Raw genomic sequence first — 24,064 nt, forward strand, 5'->3', positions numbered from 1 at the left:
AATGTGGCTACCTCGGTCATCGACGTGGCGATTGTGGGCGCCGGACCGTACGGGCTGTCCGTGGCGGCGCACGCCCTGCACGCCGGGCTGGACGCGCGGGTGTACGGCGAGCCGATGCGGGCGTGGGAACGTCACATGCCCGCGGGAATGCTGCTGAAGTCCGAGCCGGACGCGTCCCATCTCGGCGACCCGGATCGCAGGCACGGCCTCGACGCCTTCCACCGGTACTCCTACGGGGAGCCGGTGCCGGTGGAGAGGTTCGTCGCCTACGGCAGGTGGTTCCGCGGGCGGGCGGTCGGCCGGGCGCTGGAGGAGACGGAGGTGACGGCCGTCGGCGTCGAGGGCGGGCTGTTCGCGCTCTCCCTGGCGTCGGGGGCGCCCGTGCTGGCCAGGACGGTCGTGCTGGCCCTGGGATTCCTGCCGTTCGCCCACCGGCCCCGCGCCCTGGCGGCGTTGCCGCCCGAGGCGGCCACGCACAGCTCCGACCACCACGATCTGAGCGGGTTCGCGGGCCGGGACGTGACCGTGCTCGGAGCCGGGCAGTCGGCTCTGGAGACCGCGACGCTGCTGGCCGAGGCGGGGGCGGCCGTCCGGCTCGTGGCCCGCACCAGCGCCCTGGCCTGGAACGACGTGCCCGCCGAGCGGCGCCCGCTCGTGTCGCGCGTGCTGGCGCCCCGCTCCCCGCTCGGGAGCGGCTGGCCCTCCGTGGCCTGGTCGCGGATGCCGTACGCGGTCAGGCACCTGCCGCGGGCGGCCCGCGCCCACATCGTGCGCAACACCCTCGGACCGGCCGGCTCCTGGTGGCTGAAGGAACGCTTCGACGGCGCCGTGCCGGTGACCCTCGGGACGCGGCTGACGGCCTGCGAGTACCGCGACGGGGTCCGGCTGCGGCTGCGGGACCTCGCGGGAGCGGTCACCACGCTGGAGACCGAGCACGTCATCGCGGCGACCGGCTACCGGGTGGACGTGTCCAGGATCGGGATCCTGCACGAGGACCTGCGGCGCGCGGTGGCGGCGCCCGGTCCGGCGCCGCGGCTCGGTCCCGCGTTCGAGACGTCCGTCGCGGGGCTGCACCTGGTGGGGCTCGCGGCGGCGGCGACGTTCGGACCGGCCATGCGGTTCGTGTGCGGGTGCGACTTCGCCGCCCGCCGCGTGACCAGGGGCCTGGTGAGCCGCCTGCGCCGATCGCGGAGGGCGTGACCATGCGTCCGGGAGGAGCGAGAACAATTCTCCACGCGGTGCTGGCCTGCGTGGTCACGGTGTTCGCGGGCGTGCCGGGGGCCGTCGCCGCGGACGCGCCGTCGTCCTTCACCAACGCGCCGGCGACGGCCACGGGCCGGACGCCGTCCGGCGTGACGGTGACCGTGCGCAAGACCATGATCGGCAAGACGCGCGTGGCCTCCGCCCAGGTTCTGACCCCGAGCACGTGGGCGCCCGCCGACGAATTCCTCGTCCCCGCCAACGCCAAGATGACGGCGGGATTCATGGACCTCTACGAGGACTTCGCGGCCCGGCCCGGCGGCTGGAGCGACGTGGCCACGCTGACGTTCACCTTCTCCCGGCCGGTACGCGACCCGCACCTGCACGTGTTCGGCACGGGCGGCCTGTCCCGCGACCCGAGGCGCGGCCGCGACGACTACTGGCCCGCCATCGACCTGGTCGGCGGGACCCCGGCGACGCCCGCCTTCTCCGCGGCGGCCGGCTTCCCCGGCTACCGGGTCACGGCGGACTCGATCCGGCCGGTGGAGGTCCGTCCCGTCAGATCCACCACCTGCGGGGTCGTCTACACCTGCGGCACGGCCAAGGTGATCGGCACCGTCACCTCGTTCACGATCCGGCTCAGCGCCCGTGACGTGCGCTACGGGCTCGGGGGACCGGGCCCGCAGCTGTGGGCCGCGTTCAAGCTCACGCTGGCCGAGGACGACTCCGACGCGCCCGCCTCGTACGGAGCGGCCTCCCACGCGATCACCGACTCCTTCCTGGGGACCTCCGTGACCGCCGACCACCTGGACGAGGTGAGCACGGCGCCGCGCGGGGTGGCCGCCGGCACGGACGAGGACGACGCCGTGACCGGATCCACCGGCTCCCCGGTGAAGATCGCCGTCCAGGACCGGACGGGCACGCTGACGGTGCCCGTGCGGGCCGGGTCGCCCGCGTACGTCACCGGCTGGATCGACGCCGACCGCGACGGCCGCTTCGAGGCGGACGAGCGGGCCACCGCGCAGGTCGCCAAGGACGCCACCGCCGCGGAGCTGCGCTGGACCCTGCCGGCGACGTTGCGCGCCGGCCCCGCCTGGATGCGGCTGCGCCTGACCGCCCGGGCGACCGTCTCGCCCACGGGATGGGCCGACAGCGGCGAGGTCGAGGACCACCCGATCGAGCTCGTCGTCGCGGCGGACGCCGCGACCTGAGGCGGGTCAGAGCGAGAGCGCGGGCTCCATGACCTCGGAGGGGCACAGCTGGCCGATCACCGCGCGCACCTGGGCGCGCAGGGCGGCGTCCGTGAGGTGGCCGTCCTCGTCGAAGTGCGGCCAGGCCGGGGAGATCACCAGCTCGGCGCCCATCACGACGGCGCCCGCCGCCTGGAGGTGCTTGTACAGCTCCGCCTGCGCCCACATCGCGCCGCACGCCCGCGCGCTCGCGCTCATCACCGCCACGTGCTTGCCCGACAGCCCGTCGCGCGCCGACATCCAGTCCAGCGCGTACGTCAGCTCCTCCGGCAGCAGGCTGTGCTCGGGAGCGGTCAGCAGCACCGCGTCGGACGCGGCGACCAGCCCGATGAGCTCGCGCGCCATGACCGGCACCGGCCCGTCGGTGTACGGCGGGATCTCGCCCAGCCCGGCCCACACCGCGAAGTCGACGCCCCCGGGCAGCTCGCCACCCGCCGCATCCAGCAATTTGTTGATAAACGACCCCGCGTGGAGACTGGCGGCGATCCCGATGATTTTCACCCTCTGCTCCCGAGCCGTTCCGAAGTTTCCAGGAACCTGCCCGATGCCTCGGATGTCCAAGACCAGCGGCGGGTCAAGACACGACTGGGCCCGTTCGCGTCCTATTGCCGCGCCTGGCGATCGTCCGAGGCGCGCGGGCGGCGGAAGATCAGGGCCAGGACGCGCAGTACCAGGATGGCGGCGATCACCAGCAGGTTGTAGCCGATGAGCTGGAACAGCGAAGTGTTCGCCAGTGCCGGCGGGCCGCCGGCCGTCCCGAGGAGAATGACCGCCATCACTCCGGCCGTGGCGCCGAGCACCGTCAGCAGCACCTGGTGGAGCAGGCCCGTCACGTAGCGGCGGTCGCGGTCGTCGGCGAGCAGCCGCACGTTCATGGTGAACCGGCCGTGCTCCGCGGCGCTCGCGATGCGCTCGACGCGGCGCGGCAGGCGGCGCAGCATCGGCAGCAGCGCGACCAGCTCCTGCGTGGCGGACTCCTTGATCGTCTCTGGGGTGATCCGCTCGGCGAGGTGGCGGCCGGCGAACGACCGGGCCTCGCCGATGAGGTCGAACCCGGGGGAGAGGCGCACGAGCGTGCCCTCCAGCGTGGCCAGCGCGCGGAAGACTGCGGCCACCTCGGGCGGGATCGACAGCCCGTACGCCGAGACGATCCTGAACAGGTCGGTGAACAGCTGCACGCTGTCCATGCCGGGCGCCAGATGCCTGGCCATGAACTGGCCGAGCGCACGCTCTAACGCGGCCTCGTCGATGTCCTCCGGCCTGGGCACGACCTCGAGCAGCGCGTCGGTGACGCCCAGCGGGTCCTGGCGGTTCATGGCGAGCAGGAAGCGCCGCAGCGCCGAGCGCACGGAGTCGTCGAGCCGCCCGACCGCGCCGAAGTCGAGCAGCCCCAGCGTGCCGTCGTCGAGCAGCATGAGGTTGCCGGGATGCGGGTCGGCGTGGAAGACCCCCTCGATCAGGATCTGCCTGAGCAGGCAGTCGAGCAGGTCGCGGGCCAGCCGCGGACCCTGCTCGGGGGTGGCGGCGGTGACGGGCCGGCCGGACAGGCGCCGCATGACGAGCACGCGTTCGGTGCACATGGCGCTGATCGGGGCGGGGTAGGTGACACCGCCGCCGCCGGAGGCGGTGACGGCCGCCATGTTGGCCGCCTCCACCCGGAAGTCGAGCTCCTCGCGGATCGCCGTCGAGAATCCCTCGGCCAGGTCGCGCAGGCCGAGCGAGCGGCCCCAGCGGGTCCTGGACTCCAGCGTGGCCGCCAGCCGCCGGACGATGTCGAGGTCCTTGGAGACCACCGGCCAGATGCCCGGCCGCAGCACCTTGACCACGACGCTCTCGCCCGAGTGCAGGCGCGCGGCGTGGACCTGCCCGATGGAGGCGGCGGCCAGCGGCGTCCGGTCGAACTCGGCGAACGCCTCGTCCACCGGCCCGCCCAGCTCGGCGGCGAGCACACGCTCGATCTCCGGCCACGGCGCCGGGGCGACCTGGTCCTGCAGCCGGCCCAGCTCCTCGACGAACTCGGCGGGCAGCAGGTCGCGCCGGGTGGACAGGACCTGGCCGAGCTTGATGAACGTGACGCCGCCCTCGTCGAGGGCCTCGCGCAGCGACCTGGCCAGCCGCACCTTGCCCGAGCGGTCGTCGAGCCGCTCGCCCCGGCCGCGCAGGTACGGGCCGAGGCCGTGCTTGATGGCGATCCGGGTGATCTGCGAGTAGCGCCTGGCCCGGGAGAGGCGGCCGCGTACGGACCTGATGAACTCCAGAGGCCCCGGCACCGAGCCCGGCGGCACCAGTGCCTCGGCGATCACCAGGATCACCATGGGGATCAGCACCACGCTCATGACGATGAGCAGCAGGATCCCCATCGCCGACGCGGCGGGCGGGTTGTCGCGGCCGACGGGGCCGAGCGAGGACAGGATCGGTTCCAGCATCGGCTGCGCCAGCCCGAAGGCGACCAGCGCAGCCAGGAACGTGCGCAGCCTGCCGAACCTGACGCCCAGCAGGCGCTGCGCCGCCGTGGCCAGGCCGATGATCATAAGGAGCGTGAAGACGCTGAGGAGCAGCTGGGTGGGGAGATCCATAGGGAAAGGATCCTTCCACGGCGGCGCTCCCCGCCAGATGCCGGCGGCATGCCCCGGCGGCGGGGCCCCGGTCAGCAGGCGGGCGTGGGTCCGTCAGCGGGCGGCGGCGCGGGCCCGGCGCTCCTCGCGGCGCTCGACGAACCTGGCGGCCGTGGTCTCGGTCTTGGCCAGGAACGCGGCCAGCTGCTCGCGGGCCTGCTCGCCCTCGGCGTCCAGTCCGGTCTTGTCGAACACCGACCACTGCCGCAGCACCGGCATCAGCACGTCGTCCAGGTGGAGGCGCAGGTCGTAGATGCCCTCGTTCGCGATGATCATCGCCTTGCGGGCGAACCCGTCGATGCCCGTGCCCGGCATCTGGAACGTGGTGACGACGTCGGTCACCGCGCGCATGGTCTGGTTGGGGTCCAGCTCGAAGGCGGCCTTGAGCAGGTTGCGGTAGAAGAGCATGTGCAGGTTCTCGTCGGCGGCGATCCTGGCGAGCAGGCGCTCGCAGCCCTCGTCGCCGGAGGCCCGGCCGGTGTTGCGGTGCGCGATGCGGGTGGCCAGCTCCTGGAAGGAGACGTACGCGAGCTGCTGGAGCATGGTGTCGTACTCGGTGATGAAGCCGTTCTCCATGTGGTGCATGCGGGCGCGCTCGAGCGCCACGGGATCGACGGCGCGGGTGACCGTGAGGTAGTCGCGCAGCGCGGTGCCGTGACGGTCCTCCTCGGCCGTCCAGCGGTGCACCCAGGTGCCCCAGGCGCCGTCGCGGCCGAACGTGCTGGCGATCTCGTGGTGGTAGCTGGGGAGGTTGTCCTCGGTCAGGAGATTGACGATGAGCGAGATGCGGGCGGCCTCGGGGATCTTGGAGTCGCTCTCCTGCCACGCCTCGCCCCCGTAGATGCCGTCGAAGTCGCGGCCTTCGCTCCACGGGATGTACTCGTGCGGGAACCACTCCTTCGCCATCGTGTGATGGCGGTCGAGCTCCACGGCCACCACGGGCTCCAGCTCGTGCAGCAGCTCCGTCTGAGTCATCGCCATAAAAGATCTTCTCCTTCAGGTTACGGTACCGTAGGTTAGGCTACCGGAAGGACATACCGGTCAAATAGGGTGTCCCTATGCGACCCAGTGTCCGCGGTGTCCTGCTCGACCACGACGAGCGGCTGGTGATCTTCCGCCGTACGGTTCCGGGACGCGACGTCTATTGGAGCATCCCCGGAGGGCATGTCGAACCGGGGGACGACACGCTGGAGCACACCCTGCACCGGGAACTGCTCGAGGAGCTGGGCGCGACCGTCTCGGCGGTGACGCCCCTGATCACGCTGTCATACCCGTGGCAGGGCGAGCTCAAGACACAGCACGTCTACGGCTGCCGCCTGGTGTCGATGGATCCGGGGCTGCGGCACGGGCCCGAGTTCGAGGACCCGTCACGGGGGCTGTACGAGGTGGAGCGGGTGCGGCTGAACCGTTCGGAGATCACCTCCCGGCACCTGGTCCCCGAGCCGGTGGCGGACTACCTGTCGGGCGCCATCGCGGACCTGCCCCGCCTGATCGGCGGTTCGCTGCCCGGTTAGGGCTCGCGGCGCAGGCGCTTCAGGTCGGAGCGCTGCTTCTTCGCGGCGATGCGGCGCTCGACGGCGCCGCGGCTCGGCTTGGTCGGGCGGCGGCGCTTGGGCGGCGGGGCGATGGCCTCGCGCAGGCGCTGGGCCAGGCGGTGCGCCGCGGCCTCCCGGTTGCGCAGCTGGGAGCGGTATTCGGAGGCGGCGATCGTGATCGTCGGGGAGCCCAGCCGGTCGAGCGCCCTGGCCTTCAGCGCGGGGGGCAGCGCGGTGCTGGCGGCCACGTCGAAGACGAGCTCCACGCGGCTGTCGGTGGTGTTGACGCCCTGGCCGCCGGGGCCCGACGAACGTGAGAAACGCCAGACGAGCTCGACGTCGGGTATGACGATCGAGTCGTTGACGATCAGCGGGCCGGGCATGTGCGGGACTCCTGTTCTTTCACCAGCACTAACAGTAAATGGGGTGATATACGCCGCGCGCAACGGCATTTCCCCCTCTTTTCGATGGCGGACTGCAAGTGCCGTGTGCCACTATCGCGCGTGAAAATCACGGGTGGGGGAGGCACTGTGACCGCGATCGTCGGCGTCCATGGGATCGGCAAGTACAACTACTACCTCGAGGCCGGGCGGTCCGCGACCGGGGCGGCCGAGGCCATGCGGGTCAAGTGGGACCGCTACCTGCAGGTGGCGCTCGGGGGCGAGGCGCGGCCGTACTTCAGCGAGGTCGCCTACTTCTCGCACCACCTGCACAGCGGCAAGGACGGCGACGAGGAGGCCAGGGCCGCCGCGGCGACGGAGGGCCAGATCCAGCAGGTGCTCGTCGCCTGGGCGAAGAACCTGGGCGTGGGCGAGCACGTGACGGGGGCGCTCAAGTCGTTCACCGGCTGGCTGCTCGACCGGCTGGACGGCAGGTCGGCGGCGTTCGCCAAGCTGTTCGCGCCGGAGGTGGCGGCGTACCTCACGGACGAGGGCAAGCGCGCGAAGTGCCGGCAGGAGGTGGCCGACGCGATCAGGCGCAACCGGCCCAAGGTGGTCATCGCCCACTCGCTCGGCAGCGTGGTCGCGTACGAGACGCTCTGGGGCGATCCAAGCCTGCGGATCGACCTGCTGATCACCCTGGGCAGCCCGCTGGGCATGCGCAACGTCGTCTTCGAGCGCCTCCTGCCCGCCCCCATCAACGGCCGCGGCGAACGCCCCCCGGGCGTCAGGCGCTGGGTGAACATCGCCGACAAGGACGACATCGCCGCCATCCCGCCCAACCTGGCCGTCAGCTTCACCGGCATCGACGCCGAAGAGCTGGTCAACCTGGACTGGATCGATTTTCACACCGCCGAGAAGTACCTAGGTTGCCCGGCGCTGGACCCGCATCTGCGACCATTCCTGGCATGACGTGGATTGTGTTCGACTACGGCGGCGTCCTGTGCCTGCCCCAGCTCGACTCCGACAACGAGGCCATGGCGCGGGCGGTGGGCGCGGACCCGGACGCGTTCCGGCACGGCTACTGGGAGCACCGCCTGGAGTTCGACCGGGGGAGCCTGGGCCCGCTGGACTACTGGTCGGCCGTGCTGGACCGGCCCGTCACCCGGTCCGAGCTCGCCCGCCTGGTCGCCATGGACGTCGCGAGCTGGGCGTACCCGAACGAGAGCACCGTCGCCCTGCTCGGCGAGCTGATCGGGGCCGGGCGTGACGTGGCCCTGCTGTCCAACATGCCCGTCTGCGTCGGCGACGGCCTGGACGAGCTGCCCTGGATCGCCGAGGTCGGCCACCGCTTCTACAGCGGCAGGATGGGCCTGGTCAAACCCGACCGCGAGATCTACGACGAGATGGCCCGCGCGCTGGGGGTCGACCCGTCCGAGGTCGTCTTCATCGACGACCGCGAGGAGAACGTCGAGGGCGCCGAGCGCGCGGGCATGACCGGCGTGCACTTCACGGACGCCGCCACGCTCCGCGGAACGCTGTCTGGCGTTCACGGAGCCATCGGATGAACGCTCAGTGAGGTCATCGGCCAGGGCGGAACGTCGCGAACAGGACGACTGATGCTGTTCACCCGTGCTTGACTCGGCTGTCACGGCCGGGTCAGCGCGGGCGGACATACCTGTGAACGTGGACCGCAGAGCCTTCCTGACAGCGGCGACAGCCGGCCTCCTCCTCCCCCAGACCGCCACTCCGGCGGCAGCGGCCAGAACCCTCAGATCCGACCCCTTCACGCTGGGCGTGGCCTCCGGCGACCCGTCGGCCGACGGCTTCGTCCTGTGGACCAGGCTGGCACTCGACCCGCTGGCCGGCGACGGCCGCGGCGGCATGCCCGCCCGTGACGTGGACGTGGACTGGCAGGTCTCGGCCGACGAGCGCTTCTCCAAGATCGTCAAGTCCGGTACGGCCACCGCCAGGTCGCGCGACGCCCACAGCGTCCACGTCGAGCTGAACGGGCTGGAGCCGGGGCGCGAGTACTTCTACCGCTTCAGAAGCGAGGGCAAGCTCTCCCCGGCGGCCCGCACCAGGACGACCCCCGCCGGGGAGACGCCGCTGAACTTCGCGGTCGCGGCGTGCGCGCACTACGAGCACGGCTACTACACGGCCTACCGCCGCCTGGCCGAGCAGGAGCCCGACCTGGTGGTGTTCCTCGGCGACTACATGTACGAGTACGGCCCCAGCGGCTACACGGCGCTGGCCGGCCGCGTACGCACCCACACGCCCGGCAAGTGCGAGACGCTCGCCGACTACCGGCTGCGGCACGCCCAGTACAAGAGCGACCGCGACCTGCAGGCCGCGCACGCGGTGGCGCCGTGGCTGGTGGCCTTCGACGACCACGAGGTGGAGAACAACTGGGCCGGGCCCGTCTCCAGCACGAACGCGCCCGGCTTCACCAGGCGCAGGGCGCAGGCGTTCCGGGCGTACTACGAGAACATGCCGCTGCGCCGCGCCAGCCTCCAGGGGGCGGTGCTCAGGGTGAACCGGCGCATCTCCTGGGGCACGCTGGCCCGCTTCCACCTGCTGGACACCCGGCAGTTCCGCGACGACCAGGCGTGCCTGGACGGCGTGCGGGCCGGGTGCGACGACCGGCTGTCCTCGGGGCGTACGCTGCTCGGGTCCGACCAGTGGCGCTGGCTGGAGAGCGGCCTGCGCGGTTCGACCACCCGCTGGAACCTGCTCGGGCAGCAGATCATGGTGGCGCAGCGCGACTACAAGGTCGGGCCGGGGCGCGAGGTGAACCTCGACTCCTGGGACGGCTACGCCGCCGAGCGGACCCGGCTGCTGGGGGCGCTGCGGGGGACCGAGAACCCGGTGGTGCTGACCGGGGACGCGCACATGCACCACCTGGCCGAGCTCAAGGCCGACTTCGACGACCCTGACTCGCCGGTGGTGGCCAAGGAGCTGATCGCCTCGTCGATCGCGAGCGACGGTGACGGGTACCGGGACCGGACGTGGATCGCGGAGGCGCTGCAGGAGAACCCGCACTTCTCCTTCATCGATCAGCGGCGGGGGTATCTGATGGCGCGGCTGACCCGGGATGAGCTTTCCGTCGATTTCCGGACATTGGACTACATCTCCCGCCGGGGCGCCCAGGCCAAGACCGCCCACCGCCTCACCATCCCGGCCACCACCGGCCCGGCGGCCGCCGGGCAGGCGGGCGCACCGCGCGTCGGCTGAACGTTCGCTGGAAACAACCTGAAAATCCCCTCAACCACCCACCGGCCACACCCACCGGCCACACCCACCGGCCACACCCACCGGCCACACCCACCGGCCACACCCACCGGCCACACCCACCGGCCACACCCACCGGCCACACCCACCGGCCACACCCACCGGCCACACCCACCGGCCACACCCACCGGCCACACCCACCGGGGCGCGCACCACGCACCGGCGGCGCCGGATTACGCGCTTGCCGGCACGCCGTCACGCCCACCGGTGGCGTCGTACCACGCCACCACGCGCGTCGGCGGCGCCCGCTGCGCACTGGAGGCGCTGCATTACGCGCCTGCCGCCACGCCCACTGGGCCGCCACGCCCACTGGGCCGCCACGCCCACTGGGCCGCCACGCCCACTGGGCCGCCACGCCCACCGGAGGCGTCGCATCGCGCCCACCGGCGGCGCCGCATCGTGCGCCTGCTTGACACGCCCGCCCCGCCCACCGGGCGCGTACCACGGCCACGGGGCGCCATCTCGCGCATCCGCCCGCCGCACCGGGCGCGCCCGCCCCGCCACCTCCGCCCGCCACCTCCGCCCGCCACCTCCGCCGCACCCGCCTGGCGCGCCCATCGCGCCCGTCTGGGGCAGCTGCGGTGTTCTTCGGGCGCGCGGGGTGGCGGACACCAGGGCGTCCGCTGGGTTTGCCGCGCCCGCCGGAGGCGCCGGGTGGCGTCGTCGGCGGGCGCGCCGGGCCGGGGCGGCACGCCGCACGTGCGGCCCTGCCCGGGACCCGGCGGGAGAGGAGGTGCCGGGCCGGTCCAAGGGGTTCAGGCGCCGGGCCAGCTCGCGTCCGGAAACTCGCCGTTCGTGGCACCCGACATGACCACTTCGTCGCTCTCTTCCAGGCCTGAGGTCACCTCCACGTACTGATCGCCGCGGACGCCCGTACGCACCACCTTCGCCGAGTCGCGCCCGCCCGCCCGGACCGTGACCACCTGGGCGCCGTCCGACCTGCTGCGGACCGCGGAGGCGGGCACGTAGATCGCGTTCGCGGCCGTGTCCGTGGTGACCGTGACCGAGGCGGTCTGCCCGAGCATGAGCCCGGCGGGCGGCTCGTCGAAGGCCAGGGTGACCGAGTAGCGGACGAGCTGGCCGCTCACCGTCGCGGTCGGCGCGATGGCCGTGACCGTCCCCTCGTACTGCTGGCCGTTCCGGGTGGCCAGGGTGATCCGGGCCTTCTGGCCGAGCTTGAGCCGGTTCACGTCCGACTCGGTGACCATGGCCTGGACCTGCAGCTCGTTGAGGTCGCCGAGGCTGACGAAGGTGCCGGTGCCCGCCTGGTCGCCGACCGCGCCCGCCAGCGACAGCACCGTTCCCGCCGCCGGGGCCACGATGCGGGTCGCCCGTACGGCGTCGGCGGCCTGCTCGAGCGCGGCCTGCGCGCGGTCCACGTTCGCGCTCGCCTGCTCCTCGCTTACGCCGCCCTGACCCTGGCCCTGCCCCTGACCTTGAGCCTGGGGCTGGCCCTGGCCCGCCGAGTCCGTGCCGCGGTTGCAGGAGGACTGCGAGTTCGGCCGGGCAGCGGCACCCGTCGGTCTCGTGCTCGGTCTCGACGACGGCTTGCCACCGGCCGTGGGGCGGCCGCTCGTTGACGGCTTCGCGCTGGTGGACGGCTTGCCGGAGCTCGTGGCGGACGGGGTGGCGTCCGAGGCCGGGCGGCTCCCGGACTGGTCGGAGCCCCCGCCCGGGATGCCGCCATGGGAAGCGCCGCCGGTCGGGGTGGCGGTGACGGTCGTGGTGACGGTGGCGGTGGCCGTCACGGTGACCGTGACCGTGGGCTGCGGCTCGGGCCCGGGGCCGGTGGGGCCGGGGTCCGTGGGTACGGAGGTCGGCGTGCTGGTGGGGTGCGGGGTGGAGCTGGTGGCCGGGCTCCCGTTGTCGAGGGACACGCCCCGGGGGGAGGGAGCGGCCGGCCCGAGCGCACCGTTGGCTCCAGTGCCGACGACGCCGACGACGCCGCTCGGCCGGCCCGTGGGTGTGGCCGAGCCCGTTGGGGTGGCACCTCTGGCGGGTGTCGCCGAGCCCCCAGGTGTCCCGCCGGTGGGCGTCGCCGAGCCCGTGGGGGTCCCGCCGGTGGCCGACGTGGCCGGGGTCGCGCCGCCTCCGGATGGCGTACAGGTCGCGGGGCTGGCGACGCCGGCCGGGGACGCGGCCTTCTCCTGGGACTCCTCCAGGGCCTCCTCTGCGGCGGCGAGATCTGCCTTGGCCGCCGTGTACGCCTCCCGCGCCGACCGCCCGTCGATCCTGGCCAGCACCTGCCCCTTCTTCACCTTGGTCCCGACTTTGACGTACACCTTGGTCAGCGTCCCCGAAGAGCCGAACGCCAGGTCCCTGCGCGAGCCGTCCACGGTGTTGCCCGCCGCGCTGACCGTGGCCGTGACCTGGCCGCGCTGCGCGGAGGCGAGGCGTACCTGGACGGCGGGCGGGGCGTCGTCGCGCAGCGCCAGTGCCAGGCCGGACCCGGCCACGAGCACGGCGAGGGCGAGGCCGCCCAGCGCGAAAGTCGGTCTCATGGCCGCCCATCCTGGCGAACCCGGCTCGCGCCAGGCTGCGAGCAGCCTAAGAGTTACCTGTGTACCTGGAGGACCCTTCAGGTTGTCAGCGAACGTTCAGCTCGCTCGCGGCTCCGGCGCAGCCTGGTGTGCAAGGGTCACCGCCTGTGAAGGTGTCGACAAGGCGCAGAGCGCTGATGACCAACGGAGCGCTGGCGGTGCTCCTGCTGGGCGGTGCCGCGCTCGCGTACGCCCAGCTCGGCACGGGACAGGCGGCGGGCCAGACGGCCGTCAGGACCGTGACCGCGAGCCGCGGCTCCGTGGTGGCCTCGGTGTCCGCGTCGGGCGCGGTCGAGAGCTCCAAGTCCAGGGCCCTCTCGTTCGGTACGACGGGCACGGTCGAGAAGATCTACGTCAAGGCCGGCGACAAGGTGAGCAAGGGCGACCTCCTGGCCAGGCTCGACGACGACGCCGCGCAGGAGAGCCTCTCGGCGGCCAAGGCCACCTACGACGAGGCCGTCGACGACGGGACCTCGACGGCGCAGCTCTACGCCTCCTACATCAAGGCCCGCAACGCCTACCGGGAGGCCCAGCGCACGGTCGCGGCCACCGTGCTGAAGGCGCCGTTCAAGGGCACGATCACGGCGGTGAACGGCTCGGTCGGCGGCAGCAGCTCGGGCTCCGGATCCGGCTCCGGGTCAGGGTCAAGCGCGGGCGCGGGCCAGGGCACGGGCCAGTCATCGGGCCAGTCCTCAGGCTCGGCCGGCGCTCAGAGCTCCGGCGGCTTCATCGAGCTGGCCGACACCGGGAAGCTGCAGCTCGTGGGTACCTTCACCGAGTCCGACGTCGGCAAGCTCAAGAACGGCCAGGAGGCCACGGTCACGTTCGACGCCCTGCCGGGGGTGACCGCCACGGGCAAGGTCACCCAGATCCAGCCGGTCGCCTCCACCAGCAACAATGTCGTGCAATATCCGGTCACGGTGACGTTCACGAAGGTCCCGGGCCAGGTGCGGCTGGGCCAGACGGCCACGGTCGAGGTCGTGGTCGGCCAGGCCGACAACGTCGTCACCGTACCCTCGACGGCCGTCTCCACCAGCGGCGGCCAGACCACGGTCACCCTGCTCAGGAACGGCACGCAGACCAGGACCCCGGTGGAGGTCGGCGTGCAGGGCACGACGCTGACCGAGATCAAGTCGGGCGTCTCCGAGGGCGACCAGATCGTGCCCCCGGCGACCACGACGACGGGCGGCACGGGCGGCAACCTGCGCTTCGGCGGTGGCGGCGGCTTCCCCGGCGGGGGCGGCGTGCCCGGCGGCGGGCCGGGAGGCGGGCGATGACGGCCCCGGAGGTCCCCCCTGTCCTGCGGGTGCAGGACCTGGTCAAGGAGTACGGCGAGGGCGACGCGAAGGTCCGCGCCCTGCGCGGCATCAGCCTGGACGTCGAGCGCGGCGACTACGTCGCCATCATGGGCGCCTCCGGCTCCGGCAAGTCCACGCTCATGAACATCCTCGGCTGCCTCGACATCCCCACCTCCGGCACGTACCTGATCGACGGCGCCGACGTCGGACAGCTGGACGAGCGCCAGCTCGCCATCCTGCGCAACCGCAGGGTCGGGTTCGTGTTCCAGTCGTTCAACCTGATCCCGCGCATGAGCGCGCTGGCCAACGTCGAGCTGCCGCTCGTGTACGGCGGCATCGGCCAGGCCGAGCGGCGCAGGCGGGCCCTGGCGGCGCTGGAGCAGGTCGGGCTGACCGACCGCGTACACCACGAGCCGAACCAGCTCTCCGGCGGCCAGCAGCAGCGCGTGGCCGTCGCCAGGGCCCTGGTCACCGCGCCCGCGCTGCTGCTGGCCGACGAGCCGACCGGCAACCTCGACACCGCCTCCACGAACGACGTCCTGGAGATCCTGGACCGGCTCAGCGAGTCGGGCCGCACGATCGTGCTCATCACCCACGAGAACGACGTGGCCGCGCACGCCAAGCGGGTCATCAGGCTGGTGGACGGCGAGATCGTGGAGGACCGCCGCCAGGGGCCGGTGGACGGCCCGCCGCCGCGGATGGCGGGAGCGGCCCGGTGAACCAGCTCGAGATCCTCCGCTTCGCGCTGCGCGGCCTGCTGGCCAACAAGATGCGCAGCTCGCTGACCACGCTCGGCATCCTCATCGGCGTCGCCGCGGTCATCATGCTGGTCGCCGTCGGCGAGGGCTCCTCGCAGAGCATCCAGCGCAACATCCAGCGCCTCGGCGCCAACACCCTGACGATCTCCCCGCAGTTCTCGGGCGGCGGTGGCGGTGGCGGCATGCGGGCGCCCGGCGGCGGCGCGAACACCGGCCCGCGCACCCAGGCCAGGCAGCTCAGCCTGGCCGACGCCAAGGCGCTGACCGACAAGACCCTGGCGCCCTCCGTCAGGAGCGTCTCGCCGGTCGTGACCGCCTCCTCCTCGACGGCCACGTACGGGGCCGCCAGCCACGCGATCTCGCAGTTCGTCGGCACGTACCCCAGCTACTTCGAAGCCGTCAACAAGCCCGTCACGAAGGGCACGTACTTCTTCAACGACGACGTGCTGGCCGCCAGGAAGGTCCTGGTGCTCGGCCAGACCGTCGTGGAGGAGCTGTTCGGCACCGTCGATCCCATCGGCAAGCAGGTCAGCGTGTCCGGCGTGCCGTTCACGGTCGTCGGGGTGCTGAAGGAGACCGGGTCCACCGGCATGCAGGACGCCGACGACGTGGCCATCGCGCCGCTGCCCGCCGTGCAGCAGAGCCTGAGCGGGTTCGGCTCGCTCAACTCGATCGTCGTGCAGGCGTCCGGGGCGGAGACCACGACGGCGGCGCAGGCCGAGGTCACGGCCGTCCTCAACCAGCGGCACGGCGTCAAGAACGACAACGCCGACTACCGCATCCTCAACCAGGCCACCTTGCAGGAGACCGTCAGCGCGGCGACCGGCACCTTCACCGTGCTGCTGGGCGCCGTGGCCGCGATCTCGCTGCTGGTGGGCGGCATCGGCATCACCAACATCATGCTGGTGACCGTCACGGAGCGCACGCGCGAGATCGGCATCCGCAAGGCGATCGGCGCGCCCAGGAGCGCGATCCTGGGCCAGTTCCTGCTGGAGGCCACGATGCTGAGCCTGGTCGGCGGGCTGTCCGGGGTGCTGGTGGCGTTCATCGGGACCAGGTTCACCGTGGCCGGCATCGAACCGGTCCTCGTGCCGTCGTCGGTGGCGCTCGCGCTGGGCGTGTCGGTGGGGATCGGGCTGTTCTTCGGCAGTTATCCCGCCAACCGGGCGGCCAAGCTGCGGCCGATCCAGGCCCTGCGCCACGAATAAGGAGAATGACATGGCCCAGCTCGACTCCTCGCCGTACCCCGACGACCTGAAGGAGGAGCTCGCCGTACAGCCGCGGAAGGGCACCTCCAAGCTCACGCTGGCGCTGGCCGCCGGCGTCGTGCTGGTGGCCGGTATCCTCATCGGCATTCAGGCCGCCAACCTGTTCGGCTCGCCGGCCGCCTCCGCCGCCGGGGCGCAGCAGCGCCCCGTGGGCGGCGGGTACGGTCAGCAGCAGGGCGGTTTCGGCCAGCAGCGCGGCGGATTCGGGCAGCCGCCCGGCTACGGTGGAGGCCAGCGGATGGGCGGCGGCGGGGGAGGCACCATCGGCACCGTCGAGAAGGTCGAGGGCGGCAAGGTCTACGTGAAGACCATGGACGGCTCCACCGTCACGGTCACCACCGACGAGCGGACCACCGTCCAGATCTCCAAGCCCGGGAAGGTGACCGACCTCCGGACCGGCACCTCGGTGGTCGTACGCGGGCAGCAGGGCGGCGACGGCTCGGTGACCGCGACCTCGATCACGCAGGGGAACCTCGGAGGAGGCCCGCGATGACGCGCGAGCCCGAAGCCCGGCTGCTGGTGGTCGACGACGAGCCCAACATCAGGGAGCTGTTCTCGGCCAGCCTGCGCATGGCCGGCTTCGAGGTGCTGACCGCGGCCGACGGCATGGAGGCGCTGCGGGTGGCCGAGGAGAGCTCGCCTGACCTGGTGATGCTCGACGTCATGCTGCCCGACCTGGACGGCCTGGCGGTCGCGGGCAGGCTGCGGTCCCGCGGCCGCCGGGTCCCGGTGCTGTTCGTGACCGCCAAGGACGCCTTCGAGGACCGCATCGCGGGGCTGGGCCTGGGCGAGGACTACGTGACCAAGCCGTTCAGCCTGGAGGAGGTCATCGCCAGGATCCGGGCGGTGCTGCGCAGGACCCGGCGCGGCGTGCCGCCGCCCAACCGGCTGCGGGTGGCCGACCTGGAGCTGGACGAGGAGAGCCACGAGGTGTGGCGCGACGGCATCCCGGTGAAGCTGTCGCCGACGGAGTTCAGGCTGCTGCGGTACTTCATGCTCAACGTGGGCCGGGTGCTGTCCAAGACGCAGATCCTCGACCACGTCTGGAACGGCGACTGGCGCACCGACGTCGGGCTCGTCGAGTCGTACGTCTCCTACCTGCGGCGGAAGGTGGACACGGGGGAGCGCAAATACCTGCACACGCTGCGCGGGGTGGGCTACATCCTGCGCCCGCCCCGCGTATGAGCGGCGCCGCCTCTCCCGCTCACCACCTCCGCGCGAAGGGCGCGGCGGTGCGCAAGCACCTGGCCAGGTCCCCGCTGTGGCTACGGCTGGTGTCGGCGACCCTCCTGCTGGTCACGCTCGCCATCACCGTGACCGGCCTGTTCGCCGTACGCCTGATGCGCGGCTACCTCGTCGAGCGCGTGGACCAGCAGCTGCTGGCGGCCACCCGCCCGCTGCGCGAGCCGCTCCCGCCGCCGACCGACCAGCCCCGTCCCGGCGCCCGCCCGCAGCGTTTCTTCGGCCTGTTCTACGCGGTGATCCTCGACTCCACCGGCGCCCCGGTCAGGACGATCAGCGAGTCCACCGAGGACCACACGCCCGCCCTGCCCAAGCTCGACCTCCCCACGGTCCTCGCGCTCCACGGGCACCCCTTCACTGTCGAGTCGCGCGCCGCCGGAGGCCCGAGCTGGCGCGTCGTCGCCGTGCCGGTCCGGGACGGCGAGATCCGGGTGATCGCCGTCAACCTGGGCGACGTGGACGCCACCGTCTCCCAGCTCGCCCTGATCGTGGGGGTCGCCGGCGGCGGCACGCTGGTGGTGCTCGGGTTCGCCTGCTACTGGCTGGTGCGCCGCAGCCTGCGCCCGCTCCGCGAGATCGGGCGTACGGCCAGGGACATCGCGGGCGGCGACCTGTCGCGCCGCGTGCCCATGTGGGCGGCCACCACCGAGGTCGGCAAGCTCGGCCGTTCGCTCAACGGCATGCTCGCGCAGATCGAGTCGGCGGCGCGCGAGCGCGAGGCGGCCGCCGAGTCGGCCCGCCAGTCCGCCACGGCCGCCCGGCGCTCGGAGGAGCTGATGCGCAGGTTCATGGCCGACGCCTCCCACGAGCTGCGCACGCCGCTGACGTCGATCAGGGGGTTCGCCGAGCTGTTCCGGCTGGGGGAGGACAAGGACCTGGCGGAGGCCGTACGGCTGCTGAGCCGCATCGAGGGGCAGGCGGCCCGGATGGGGCTGCTGGTGGAGGACATGCTCCTGCTGGCCCGCCTCGACCAGCGGCGCGAGCTGGCCCGGCGGCCCGTGGACCTGCTCAGCCTGGCCGCCACCGCCGTCATCGACGCCCAGACGCTGGCGCCGGACCGCAGGATCGAGCTGGTGCGGCTGTTCGGGGGCGAGGGGGACGTGATCGTGACGGGGGACGAGTCGCGGCTCGGGCAGGTGCTCAACAACCTCGTCACGAACGCCCTCACCCACACGCCGCCCGGCACGCCCTTCCAGGTGCGGGTGGGCTTGGACGGGGACCAGGCCGTGGTGGAGGTGGCCGACGAGGGGCCCGGCTTCCCGCCGGAGGTGGCCGAACGCGTCTTCGAGCGCTTCTACCGGGCGGACCCGGCGCGGAGCGCGGGCGGGTCGGGGCTGGGGCTGTCGATCGCGGCGACGCTGGTGGAGGCGCACGGGGGCATCGTGATGGCGGAAGGCTCGCCCGGCAAGGGCGCCCTGTTCCGCATCATCCTCCCCGCGACCGCCACCGCACCGCCCACCTGACCACCGGCGGCGCCGCGGGGAGCGGCTCAGCCGAAGGTGTACCCGTACAGGCCCGTGCCCCTGCTGAGCCGGCGCACCTTGCCCAGCTTCAGCCCCGCCTTCCGGGACCCGGGAGCGTACATGACCAGCCCCTGGTCCGGCGCCGCCACCACGAGCCCGTACACCGGCCGCCGCGCCCCCAGCGTCCGGTAGCGCTCGCTCAGGGGCACCGCGGCCAGGGCGGCCCCGAAGTCCCGCCCCTCGCCCTTGATCAGCAGGTTCCCCACCCGCGTGAGCCCGCCGGACGCCCGCCCGGCCAGCACCTGGACCGCCTTCTCCCCGGGCACGCCGATGGCCAGCTCGTCGTGGCCGTCCCCGTTGAAGTCCCCGGCGGCCAGCGACGCCCCGAACCGGTCGTAGTACCGGGCCACCCCCTTGAGCGTGTTCTGCGACCACGCCTCGCTCTTGCGGGTGGTCAGCCCGCCGCGCGAGCCGTACAGGACGTCCACGGTGCCGTCGCCGTAGTCCATGGCCCGCTGGTTGGCGCTGAGCCCCTCGCCCGGCACCCCGATGGCCAGGTCGGACCGCCCGTCGCCGTTGAAGTCGCCCGTGGCCAGCGAGGCCCCGAACGCGTCCCACTTCTCGGAGGCCCCCTTGATGCCGGGGCTGCTCTGGGTGAGCAGCCGCGCCCGCTTGGCCCGTACGTCGAGGACGGTCACCGACCCCTGCCCGTCCAGCGTGACGCTGTCGGCGGGCGCGCCCACGACCAGCTCGTCCTTGCCGTCCCCGTCGAAGTCCCCGGTCGCCAGCGCGGCGCCCCACTGGTCGGTCACGCTCGCCGCCTGCCGCACCCACGACGTCTTCTGAGTGATCTGGTACGGCTTGCGCCCCTTCATCCAGTACACCGTCACCGCCCCGCCCGACCGGTGGCTGGGCGCGCCGACGACCAGTTCGTCCTTGCCGTCCCCGTCGAGGTCACCGGCGGCCAGCGAGGCCCCGAACCGGTCGCTGGACGGCTTGGCCAGCGCCAGCTCCTTGCCCGGGACCAGCCCGTCGACCGAGCCGTTGAAGATCTGGACGACCCCGTTGCCGTCCCCGCCCGGCACCCGCGCCCCCACGAACTCCTCCGACACCCCGACGGCCAGGTCGGCGCACTTGTCGCCGTTGAAGTCGCCGACGGCCAGCGCCGATCCGAACGAGTCACCGGGTTCGGCGCCGTTCTGGGTCAGCTTCACCTTCTTCCCGGACCCGTACATCACGGTCACCGATCCGGCCCGGGAGCCGTCGTAGGGCGCGGCCACGGCCAGGTCGGGCCGTCCGTCGCCGTCGAAGTCGAGAGGGTGCCCGCCGCACGCCCGTGCCGCGGCGGGAGTCGTACCGGAGGCCAGAGGAAGAACCAGGCAGGCGGCGAGGAGAAGGTTCATAACGGAAGTAATGTCCACTGAGGTCGAACCGTGCCTGAACAGCGCGAGAACGGCCCAGGAGAGCCGGATGCACATCGCTTGGCGATCCACGGCGTGGTGGGAACGTGCCAGGATAGACGCGTGGACATCGATCTCGCGGATCTGGATTTCTGGCGCAAGCCGCCCAAAGAGCGCAACGAGGCGTTCGCCCGGCTCCGGCAGCTGGAGCACCCGGTGTTCTTCCCCGAGAAGAAGGTGCCTTTCCTGCGCTCGGGCAAGGGCTTCTACGCCCTCGTGCGGCACGCGGACGTGGTCGAGGCCAGCCGCAACGCCAAGATCTTCTCCAGCGAGCCCGCCGTCACCAACCCGGAGCCGCCCGGCTGGGTGAAGCAGGTGTTCGGGGAGTCGATGGTCAACATGGACGACCCGCGCCACGCCCGCCTGCGCCGGATCGTCACCCGCTCGTTCAGCCCGAAGATGCTGGCCGGCCTGCAGAGCGACATCGAGGCCGCCTGCGCCCGCATCGTCGACGACGTCGTCAGGGAGGGCCCGCGCGACTTCGTCACCCAGGTGGCCGCCCGGCTGCCCATCCACGTCATCTGCGACATGCTGGACATCCCGCAGGAGCTGCGCGAGAAGGTCCACCAGCACGTCGACATCTCCACCGCCTACACCGGCGTGCGCCCCAGTCTGGCCCGCAGCGTCCAGATGGCCGGCCAGAACATGCTGGCCCTGCTCGCCCTGCAGCGCATGGTCATCAAGCTCGGCCACGAGCGCGTCGCCGACCCCAAGGGCGACCTGGTGTCGCTGCTGGTCAACGCCAACCCTGACGGGGAGAAGCTGACCGACAAGGAGCTCGGCTCGTTCTTCTCGCTGCTGCTGGTCGCGGGCAACGAGACGGCCCGCAACACGATGGCGCACGGCATCAAGCTGCTCACCGACAACCCGGCGCAGCGCGAGTTGCTGATGAGCGACTTCGACACGCACATCAACGGCGCGATCGAGGAGATGGTCCGGTACGTCTCGCCGATCATGCAGTTCCGGCGCACGCTCACCGAGGACTACTCGCTGCGCGGGCTGGAGCTGAAGAAGGGCGACAAGGTCGTCCTGTTCTACGGCTCGGCCAACCGGGACGAGTCGGTCTTCCCCGACGCCGACACGTTCGACATCACCCGCGAGACCAAGCCGCACGTCGGCTTCGGCGGCCCCGGGCCGCACTTCTGCCTCGGCGCCAACCTGGCCAGGCAGGAGCTGCGCACGATGTTCCGCGAGCTGCTGACCAGGCTGCCCGACATCCGCTCGGTCGGCGAGCCCGACCTGCTGCTGTCGAACTTCGACAACAGCGTCCGCGCCCAGCCGTTCACCTTCTGACGCCGCGACGGGACTCAGTCCGGCTGGTCGTCCTCGACCGCCAGCACGTTCGTCCTGATCGTGAAGAACGTGATCAGCGCCGCCACCACCATCATCGCGGCGCTGACCAGCATCGCCAGGTGGAACCCGGCGTCGAACACCGGCGGGTTCCTGAACGCGTCGCCCACCAGCCCGACCAGCGGCGGCACGGCCGCCACGGCGAGCAGGCTCCCGGTGCGGGCCACGGCGTTGTTGACGCCGCTGGCCGTGCCCGCGTGCCGCTCCTCGGCCGTGGCCAGCACGGTCGAGGTCAGCGGCGCGACCGCCGCCGACAGCCCCAGCCCGAACAGGGTCGCCGCGGGCAGGACCTGCAGCGGGTAGGAGGCACCCGGCCCGATCGTGCTCATCGCGAGGAAGCCGCCGGCCGCCAGCAGGATCCCGCCCGTCATCGGCCAGCGCGGCCCGAATCGCTTGGCGAGCTCTCCGGCGCGGGGCGACAGGAGCAGCATCAGGATCGTCGTCGGCAGCATCGCCAGGCCCGCCGCGATGGGCCCGAATCCGGACACCACCTGGAGCTGGACCACGAGCAGGAAGAACACCACGCCCATGGCCGCGTACATGATCAGCGTCACCACGTTCACGGCGGTGAAGACCGGGCTGCGGAAGATCTCCACCGGCACCAGCGCGTCGGGCGACCTGCGGATCTCGATCACCACGAAGATCGCGCCCAGCACCAGCCCCGCGACCAGCGGCACCGGCGCGCCCGTCTCGATCAGCCCGTACGTGATCCCGGCCAGCGCCAGCGCCGCCAGCACCGCCCCCAGCACGTCGAACCGCCCCGCCGCCTGCTCGTCCTTGCTCTCCGGCACGTGCCGCAGGGTCACGAGCACGATCAGCGCCGCGAACGGCAGGTTGACCAGGAACGCCCAGCGCCACCCCGCGCTCTGCACCAGCCAGCCGCCCAGCAGCGGCCCGATCGCGCTGGCCACGCCGCCCAGCCCGGACCACACCCCGACGGCCCGGGGCCGGTCGTGCCGCACGAACGATGCCTGGATGATCGCCAGCGAGCCCGGCGTGAGCAACGCCCCGCCGATGCCCTGCAGGGCCCGGGCCGCGATCAGGAACTCGATGTTCGGCGACAGCCCGCACAGCGCCGAGGCCACGGCGAACCACACGGTGCCGATCAAGAAGATCTTCCGCCGCCCGTACCGGTCGCCCAGGGACCCGCCCAGCAGGATCAGCCCCGCGAGAGTGAGCGTGTACGCGTTGATCGTCCACTGCAGGCCGTCCATGCCCGCGTCGAGTTCTTTGCCCAGGAACGGCAGGGCGACGTTGACCACGGTGCTGTCGAGCAGCGCCAGCCCGGAGCCGAGCACGGTCGCGGTCAGGATCCAGCGGCCGCGTGCGGACCCGAGCTGGACATGGCCGTTCACGGGCGCCGTGCCCGCACCGCCGGCCGCACCGCTCACGCGAGTCCGCCGACGGCCCGCAGCACGAACTCGGACACCAGTTCCCCGGCCCGCTCCACCGTCACGCTCCCGCTGATCAGCGGAACCCGCTCGGCGCCGACGACGGCGAGGATCATGCGAGCCGTGGCCTGCACGTCGAGCACCCGGAACTCGCCGGACTCGACCCCGCTCTCGAGGATCTCCACCAGAATGCGCTGCATGGGCGCGACATGCTCGGCCAGCTGCTGGTAGGCATCGGGCCCGAGCGCGGCACTGAGATCGGCGGCACCCGGATGCGGATGGGCGAGCAGCCCGGCCAACTGCAGCCGCACGAACGCCCGCAGCCGATCAGCCGGCGAGGCACTCCCCGGCAGCTCCTGCTCGTAGCTGTCGATGAAGTACTGGGTCACCCGCTCGGTGAACGCCAGCAACAGGGCCGCCTTGTCGGGGAAGTAGTTGTACAGGACGGTCCTGGTGATCCCCGCCTCGCCGGCCACGTCCGTCATCGAGATCGCGTCGATACCGTGCACCCTGGACAGCCGGGAGACGGCCTGCAGGATCCGGTCCCGCGTCTGCGTTCGATGCTCGCCGATCGTGGCGGCGGAGATCCGAGGCATAGGCCCATCGTAGGCCGGGATCGTCAGAAGCCGACGCCCGCTCCCCTCATTCCCCCTCCCCTCCGCAGCCCACCACCACCGATGGGCACCGGACCAGCGAAGACGGTCTGTCGGCGGTCGTCGGTCGTCGGTCGTCGGTCGTCGGTCGTGGTGATGTGGTGAGGTGCCTGGGGTGGTGGGGTGGCCTGTCCTGATGATGTGGTGAGGTGACCGTCGGTGGTGGGTGGTCCGTCCTGATGACGCGGTGAGGGCTCTCATTGGTGGTTGGTGGCTTGTTCTGATGATGTGGTGAGGGGCCTGGTCGGTGGTGGGTGGCTTGTCGTGTTGACGTGGTGAGGGCTCTCGTTGGGGGTGGGGTGGCCTGTCCTGATGATGTGGTGAGGTGACCGTCGGTGGCTGGTGGCCCGTCCTGATGACGAGGGGAGCC

General features: G+C 72.2%; 21 protein-coding genes. 13 read left to right on the top strand and 8 right to left on the bottom strand.

All coding sequences use genetic code 11. The annotated features are described in order from the left end of the window. Positions 1–3: 3 nt before the first annotated feature. Both HD596_RS33765 and HD596_RS33770 read left to right on the top strand, forming a co-directional pair. Positions 4–1,200 carry an NAD(P)-binding domain-containing protein gene (locus HD596_RS33765; protein WP_185073274.1) on the top strand — a complete coding sequence of 399 codons (1,197 nt, stop codon included), beginning with the start codon at positions 4–6 and terminating at the stop codon, positions 1,198–1,200. A 2-nt stretch (positions 1,201–1,202) separates the two neighbouring features. Next, on the top strand, positions 1,203–2,411 hold the full coding sequence (locus tag HD596_RS33770; RefSeq protein ID WP_246557349.1) for a GEVED domain-containing protein: 1,209 nt from the start codon (positions 1,203–1,205) through the stop codon (positions 2,409–2,411). 6 nt (positions 2,412–2,417) lie between these two features. On the opposite strand, the gene HD596_RS33775 is transcribed toward HD596_RS33770, so the two are convergent. The 3 genes from HD596_RS33775 to HD596_RS33785 all read right to left on the bottom strand — a co-directional run bounded on the left by HD596_RS33775 (position 2,418) and on the right by HD596_RS33785 (position 6,046). Next, positions 2,418–2,951, bottom strand: a complete 534-nt coding sequence (locus tag HD596_RS33775; protein ID WP_185073276.1) for an NADPH-dependent FMN reductase — start codon at positions 2,949–2,951, stop codon at positions 2,418–2,420. Positions 2,952–3,052: 101 nt separating this feature from the next. Further along, positions 3,053–5,026, bottom strand: coding sequence for an ABC1 kinase family protein (locus HD596_RS33780; RefSeq protein ID WP_185073277.1), 1,974 nt, complete (start codon positions 5,024–5,026; stop codon positions 3,053–3,055). A 93-nt stretch (positions 5,027–5,119) separates the two neighbouring features. Continuing rightward, the gene (locus HD596_RS33785; RefSeq protein WP_185073278.1) at positions 5,120–6,046 is read right to left on the bottom strand and encodes an acyl-ACP desaturase; all 927 of its coding nucleotides are present in this window, start codon (positions 6,044–6,046) and stop codon (positions 5,120–5,122) included. 77 nt (positions 6,047–6,123) lie between these two features. Here HD596_RS33785 and HD596_RS33790 point away from each other — a divergent pair, with 77 nt between their 5' ends. Continuing rightward, positions 6,124–6,579 carry an NUDIX domain-containing protein gene (locus HD596_RS33790; RefSeq protein ID WP_185073279.1) on the top strand — a complete coding sequence of 152 codons (456 nt, stop codon included), beginning with the start codon at positions 6,124–6,126 and terminating at the stop codon, positions 6,577–6,579. Here HD596_RS33790 and arfB read toward each other — a convergent pair. After that, the gene (gene arfB / locus HD596_RS33795) at positions 6,576–6,983 is read right to left on the bottom strand and encodes an alternative ribosome rescue aminoacyl-tRNA hydrolase ArfB (protein WP_185073280.1); all 408 of its coding nucleotides are present in this window, start codon (positions 6,981–6,983) and stop codon (positions 6,576–6,578) included. The two genes, HD596_RS33790 and arfB, sit on opposite strands and share 4 nt — an antisense overlap. Before the next feature lie 147 nt (positions 6,984–7,130). On the opposite strand from arfB, the gene HD596_RS33800 reads away from it, so the two are divergent. The 3 genes from HD596_RS33800 (at position 7,131) to HD596_RS33810 (ending at position 10,214) form a co-directional block, all read left to right on the top strand. After that, entirely contained in the window at positions 7,131–7,952 is an 822-nt protein-coding gene (locus tag HD596_RS33800) for a hypothetical protein (protein WP_185073281.1), read from the top strand. Beyond that, positions 7,949–8,548, top strand: coding sequence for an HAD family hydrolase (locus tag HD596_RS33805; RefSeq protein WP_185073282.1), 600 nt, complete (start codon positions 7,949–7,951; stop codon positions 8,546–8,548). Before HD596_RS33800 ends, HD596_RS33805 begins: the two co-directional genes overlap by 4 nt. 118 nt (positions 8,549–8,666) lie before the next feature. Continuing rightward, the gene (locus HD596_RS33810; RefSeq protein WP_185073283.1) at positions 8,667–10,214 is read left to right on the top strand and encodes an alkaline phosphatase D family protein; all 1,548 of its coding nucleotides are present in this window, start codon (positions 8,667–8,669) and stop codon (positions 10,212–10,214) included. Between the two features lie 812 nt (positions 10,215–11,026). Here HD596_RS33810 and HD596_RS64010 read toward each other — a convergent pair. Beyond that, positions 11,027–12,772, bottom strand: coding sequence for an efflux RND transporter periplasmic adaptor subunit (locus tag HD596_RS64010; protein ID WP_185073284.1), 1,746 nt, complete (start codon positions 12,770–12,772; stop codon positions 11,027–11,029). Positions 12,773–12,948: 176 nt separating this feature from the next. Between HD596_RS64010 and HD596_RS33820 the strand changes: the two genes are divergently transcribed. From HD596_RS33820 to HD596_RS33845, 6 genes are read left to right on the top strand one after another with little or no spacing between them, the layout of a single operon-like run. Beyond that, complete coding sequence (locus HD596_RS33820; RefSeq protein ID WP_185073285.1) at positions 12,949–14,088, top strand: efflux RND transporter periplasmic adaptor subunit; 1,140 nt, start codon at positions 12,949–12,951, stop codon at positions 14,086–14,088. Continuing rightward, positions 14,085–14,828 (top strand): ABC transporter ATP-binding protein, encoded by a 744-nt coding sequence (locus tag HD596_RS33825; RefSeq protein WP_185073286.1) that lies wholly within the window; start codon positions 14,085–14,087, stop codon positions 14,826–14,828. The genes HD596_RS33820 and HD596_RS33825 overlap by 4 nt, the downstream gene beginning before the upstream one ends. Further along, positions 14,825–16,075 carry an ABC transporter permease gene (locus HD596_RS33830; protein ID WP_185073287.1) on the top strand — a complete coding sequence of 417 codons (1,251 nt, stop codon included), beginning with the start codon at positions 14,825–14,827 and terminating at the stop codon, positions 16,073–16,075. Before HD596_RS33825 ends, HD596_RS33830 begins: the two co-directional genes overlap by 4 nt. 10 nt (positions 16,076–16,085) lie before the next feature. Then, on the top strand, positions 16,086–16,628 hold the full coding sequence (locus HD596_RS33835; protein ID WP_185073288.1) for a hypothetical protein: 543 nt from the start codon (positions 16,086–16,088) through the stop codon (positions 16,626–16,628). After that, entirely contained in the window at positions 16,625–17,320 is a 696-nt protein-coding gene (locus HD596_RS33840) for a response regulator transcription factor (RefSeq protein ID WP_185073289.1), read from the top strand. The genes HD596_RS33835 and HD596_RS33840 overlap by 4 nt, the downstream gene beginning before the upstream one ends. Positions 17,321–17,367: 47 nt before the next feature. After that, complete coding sequence (locus HD596_RS33845; protein WP_313045444.1) at positions 17,368–18,840, top strand: sensor histidine kinase; 1,473 nt, start codon at positions 17,368–17,370, stop codon at positions 18,838–18,840. A gap of 26 nt (positions 18,841–18,866) precedes the next feature. On the opposite strand, the gene HD596_RS33850 is transcribed toward HD596_RS33845, so the two are convergent. Further along, on the bottom strand, positions 18,867–20,243 hold the full coding sequence (locus tag HD596_RS33850; RefSeq protein WP_185073291.1) for an FG-GAP and VCBS repeat-containing protein: 1,377 nt from the start codon (positions 20,241–20,243) through the stop codon (positions 18,867–18,869). Between the two features lie 120 nt (positions 20,244–20,363). Between HD596_RS33850 and HD596_RS33855 the strand changes: the two genes are divergently transcribed. Then, entirely contained in the window at positions 20,364–21,593 is a 1,230-nt protein-coding gene (locus HD596_RS33855; RefSeq protein WP_185073292.1) for a cytochrome P450, read from the top strand. 14 nt (positions 21,594–21,607) lie between these two features. Here the strand turns inward: HD596_RS33855 and HD596_RS33860 are convergent, their stop codons facing one another. Together HD596_RS33860 and HD596_RS33865 are read right to left on the bottom strand one after the other, a co-directional pair. Continuing rightward, entirely contained in the window at positions 21,608–23,041 is a 1,434-nt protein-coding gene (locus tag HD596_RS33860) for an MFS transporter (RefSeq protein WP_313045446.1), read from the bottom strand. Then, positions 23,038–23,637: a TetR/AcrR family transcriptional regulator gene (locus tag HD596_RS33865; protein WP_185073293.1), complete on the bottom strand. Its 600-nt coding sequence runs from the start codon at positions 23,635–23,637 to the stop codon at positions 23,038–23,040. Before HD596_RS33865 ends, HD596_RS33860 begins: the two co-directional genes overlap by 4 nt. Positions 23,638–24,064 lie beyond the last annotated feature (427 nt).

The sequence above is a fragment of the Nonomuraea jabiensis genome (assembly GCF_014204795.1).
Taxonomy (GTDB): Bacteria; Actinomycetota; Actinomycetes; order Streptosporangiales; family Streptosporangiaceae; genus Nonomuraea; species Nonomuraea jabiensis.

Bases quoted from the DNA above. Each gene is read 5' to 3' on its own strand.
- HD596_RS33770 (WP_246557349.1), top strand. From the start codon at position 1,203: ATGCGTCCGGGAGGAGCGAGAACAATTCTCCACGCGGTGCTGGCCTGC.
- HD596_RS33780 (WP_185073277.1), bottom strand. From the start codon at position 5,026: ATGGATCTCCCCACCCAGCTGCTCCTCAGCGTCTTCACGCTCCTTATG.
- HD596_RS33785 (WP_185073278.1), bottom strand. From the start codon at position 6,046: ATGGCGATGACTCAGACGGAGCTGCTGCACGAGCTGGAGCCCGTGGTG.
- HD596_RS33790 (WP_185073279.1), top strand. From the start codon at position 6,124: ATGCGACCCAGTGTCCGCGGTGTCCTGCTCGACCACGACGAGCGGCTG.
- arfB (WP_185073280.1), bottom strand. From the start codon at position 6,983: ATGCCCGGCCCGCTGATCGTCAACGACTCGATCGTCATACCCGACGTC.
- HD596_RS33805 (WP_185073282.1), top strand. From the start codon at position 7,949: ATGACGTGGATTGTGTTCGACTACGGCGGCGTCCTGTGCCTGCCCCAG.
- HD596_RS64010 (WP_185073284.1), bottom strand. From the start codon at position 12,772: ATGAGACCGACTTTCGCGCTGGGCGGCCTCGCCCTCGCCGTGCTCGTG.
- HD596_RS33820 (WP_185073285.1), top strand. From the start codon at position 12,949: ATGACCAACGGAGCGCTGGCGGTGCTCCTGCTGGGCGGTGCCGCGCTC.
- HD596_RS33825 (WP_185073286.1), top strand. From the start codon at position 14,085: ATGACGGCCCCGGAGGTCCCCCCTGTCCTGCGGGTGCAGGACCTGGTC.
- HD596_RS33835 (WP_185073288.1), top strand. From the start codon at position 16,086: ATGGCCCAGCTCGACTCCTCGCCGTACCCCGACGACCTGAAGGAGGAG.
- HD596_RS33840 (WP_185073289.1), top strand. From the start codon at position 16,625: ATGACGCGCGAGCCCGAAGCCCGGCTGCTGGTGGTCGACGACGAGCCC.
- HD596_RS33850 (WP_185073291.1), bottom strand. From the start codon at position 20,243: ATGAACCTTCTCCTCGCCGCCTGCCTGGTTCTTCCTCTGGCCTCCGGT.
- HD596_RS33865 (WP_185073293.1), bottom strand. From the start codon at position 23,637: ATGCCTCGGATCTCCGCCGCCACGATCGGCGAGCATCGAACGCAGACG.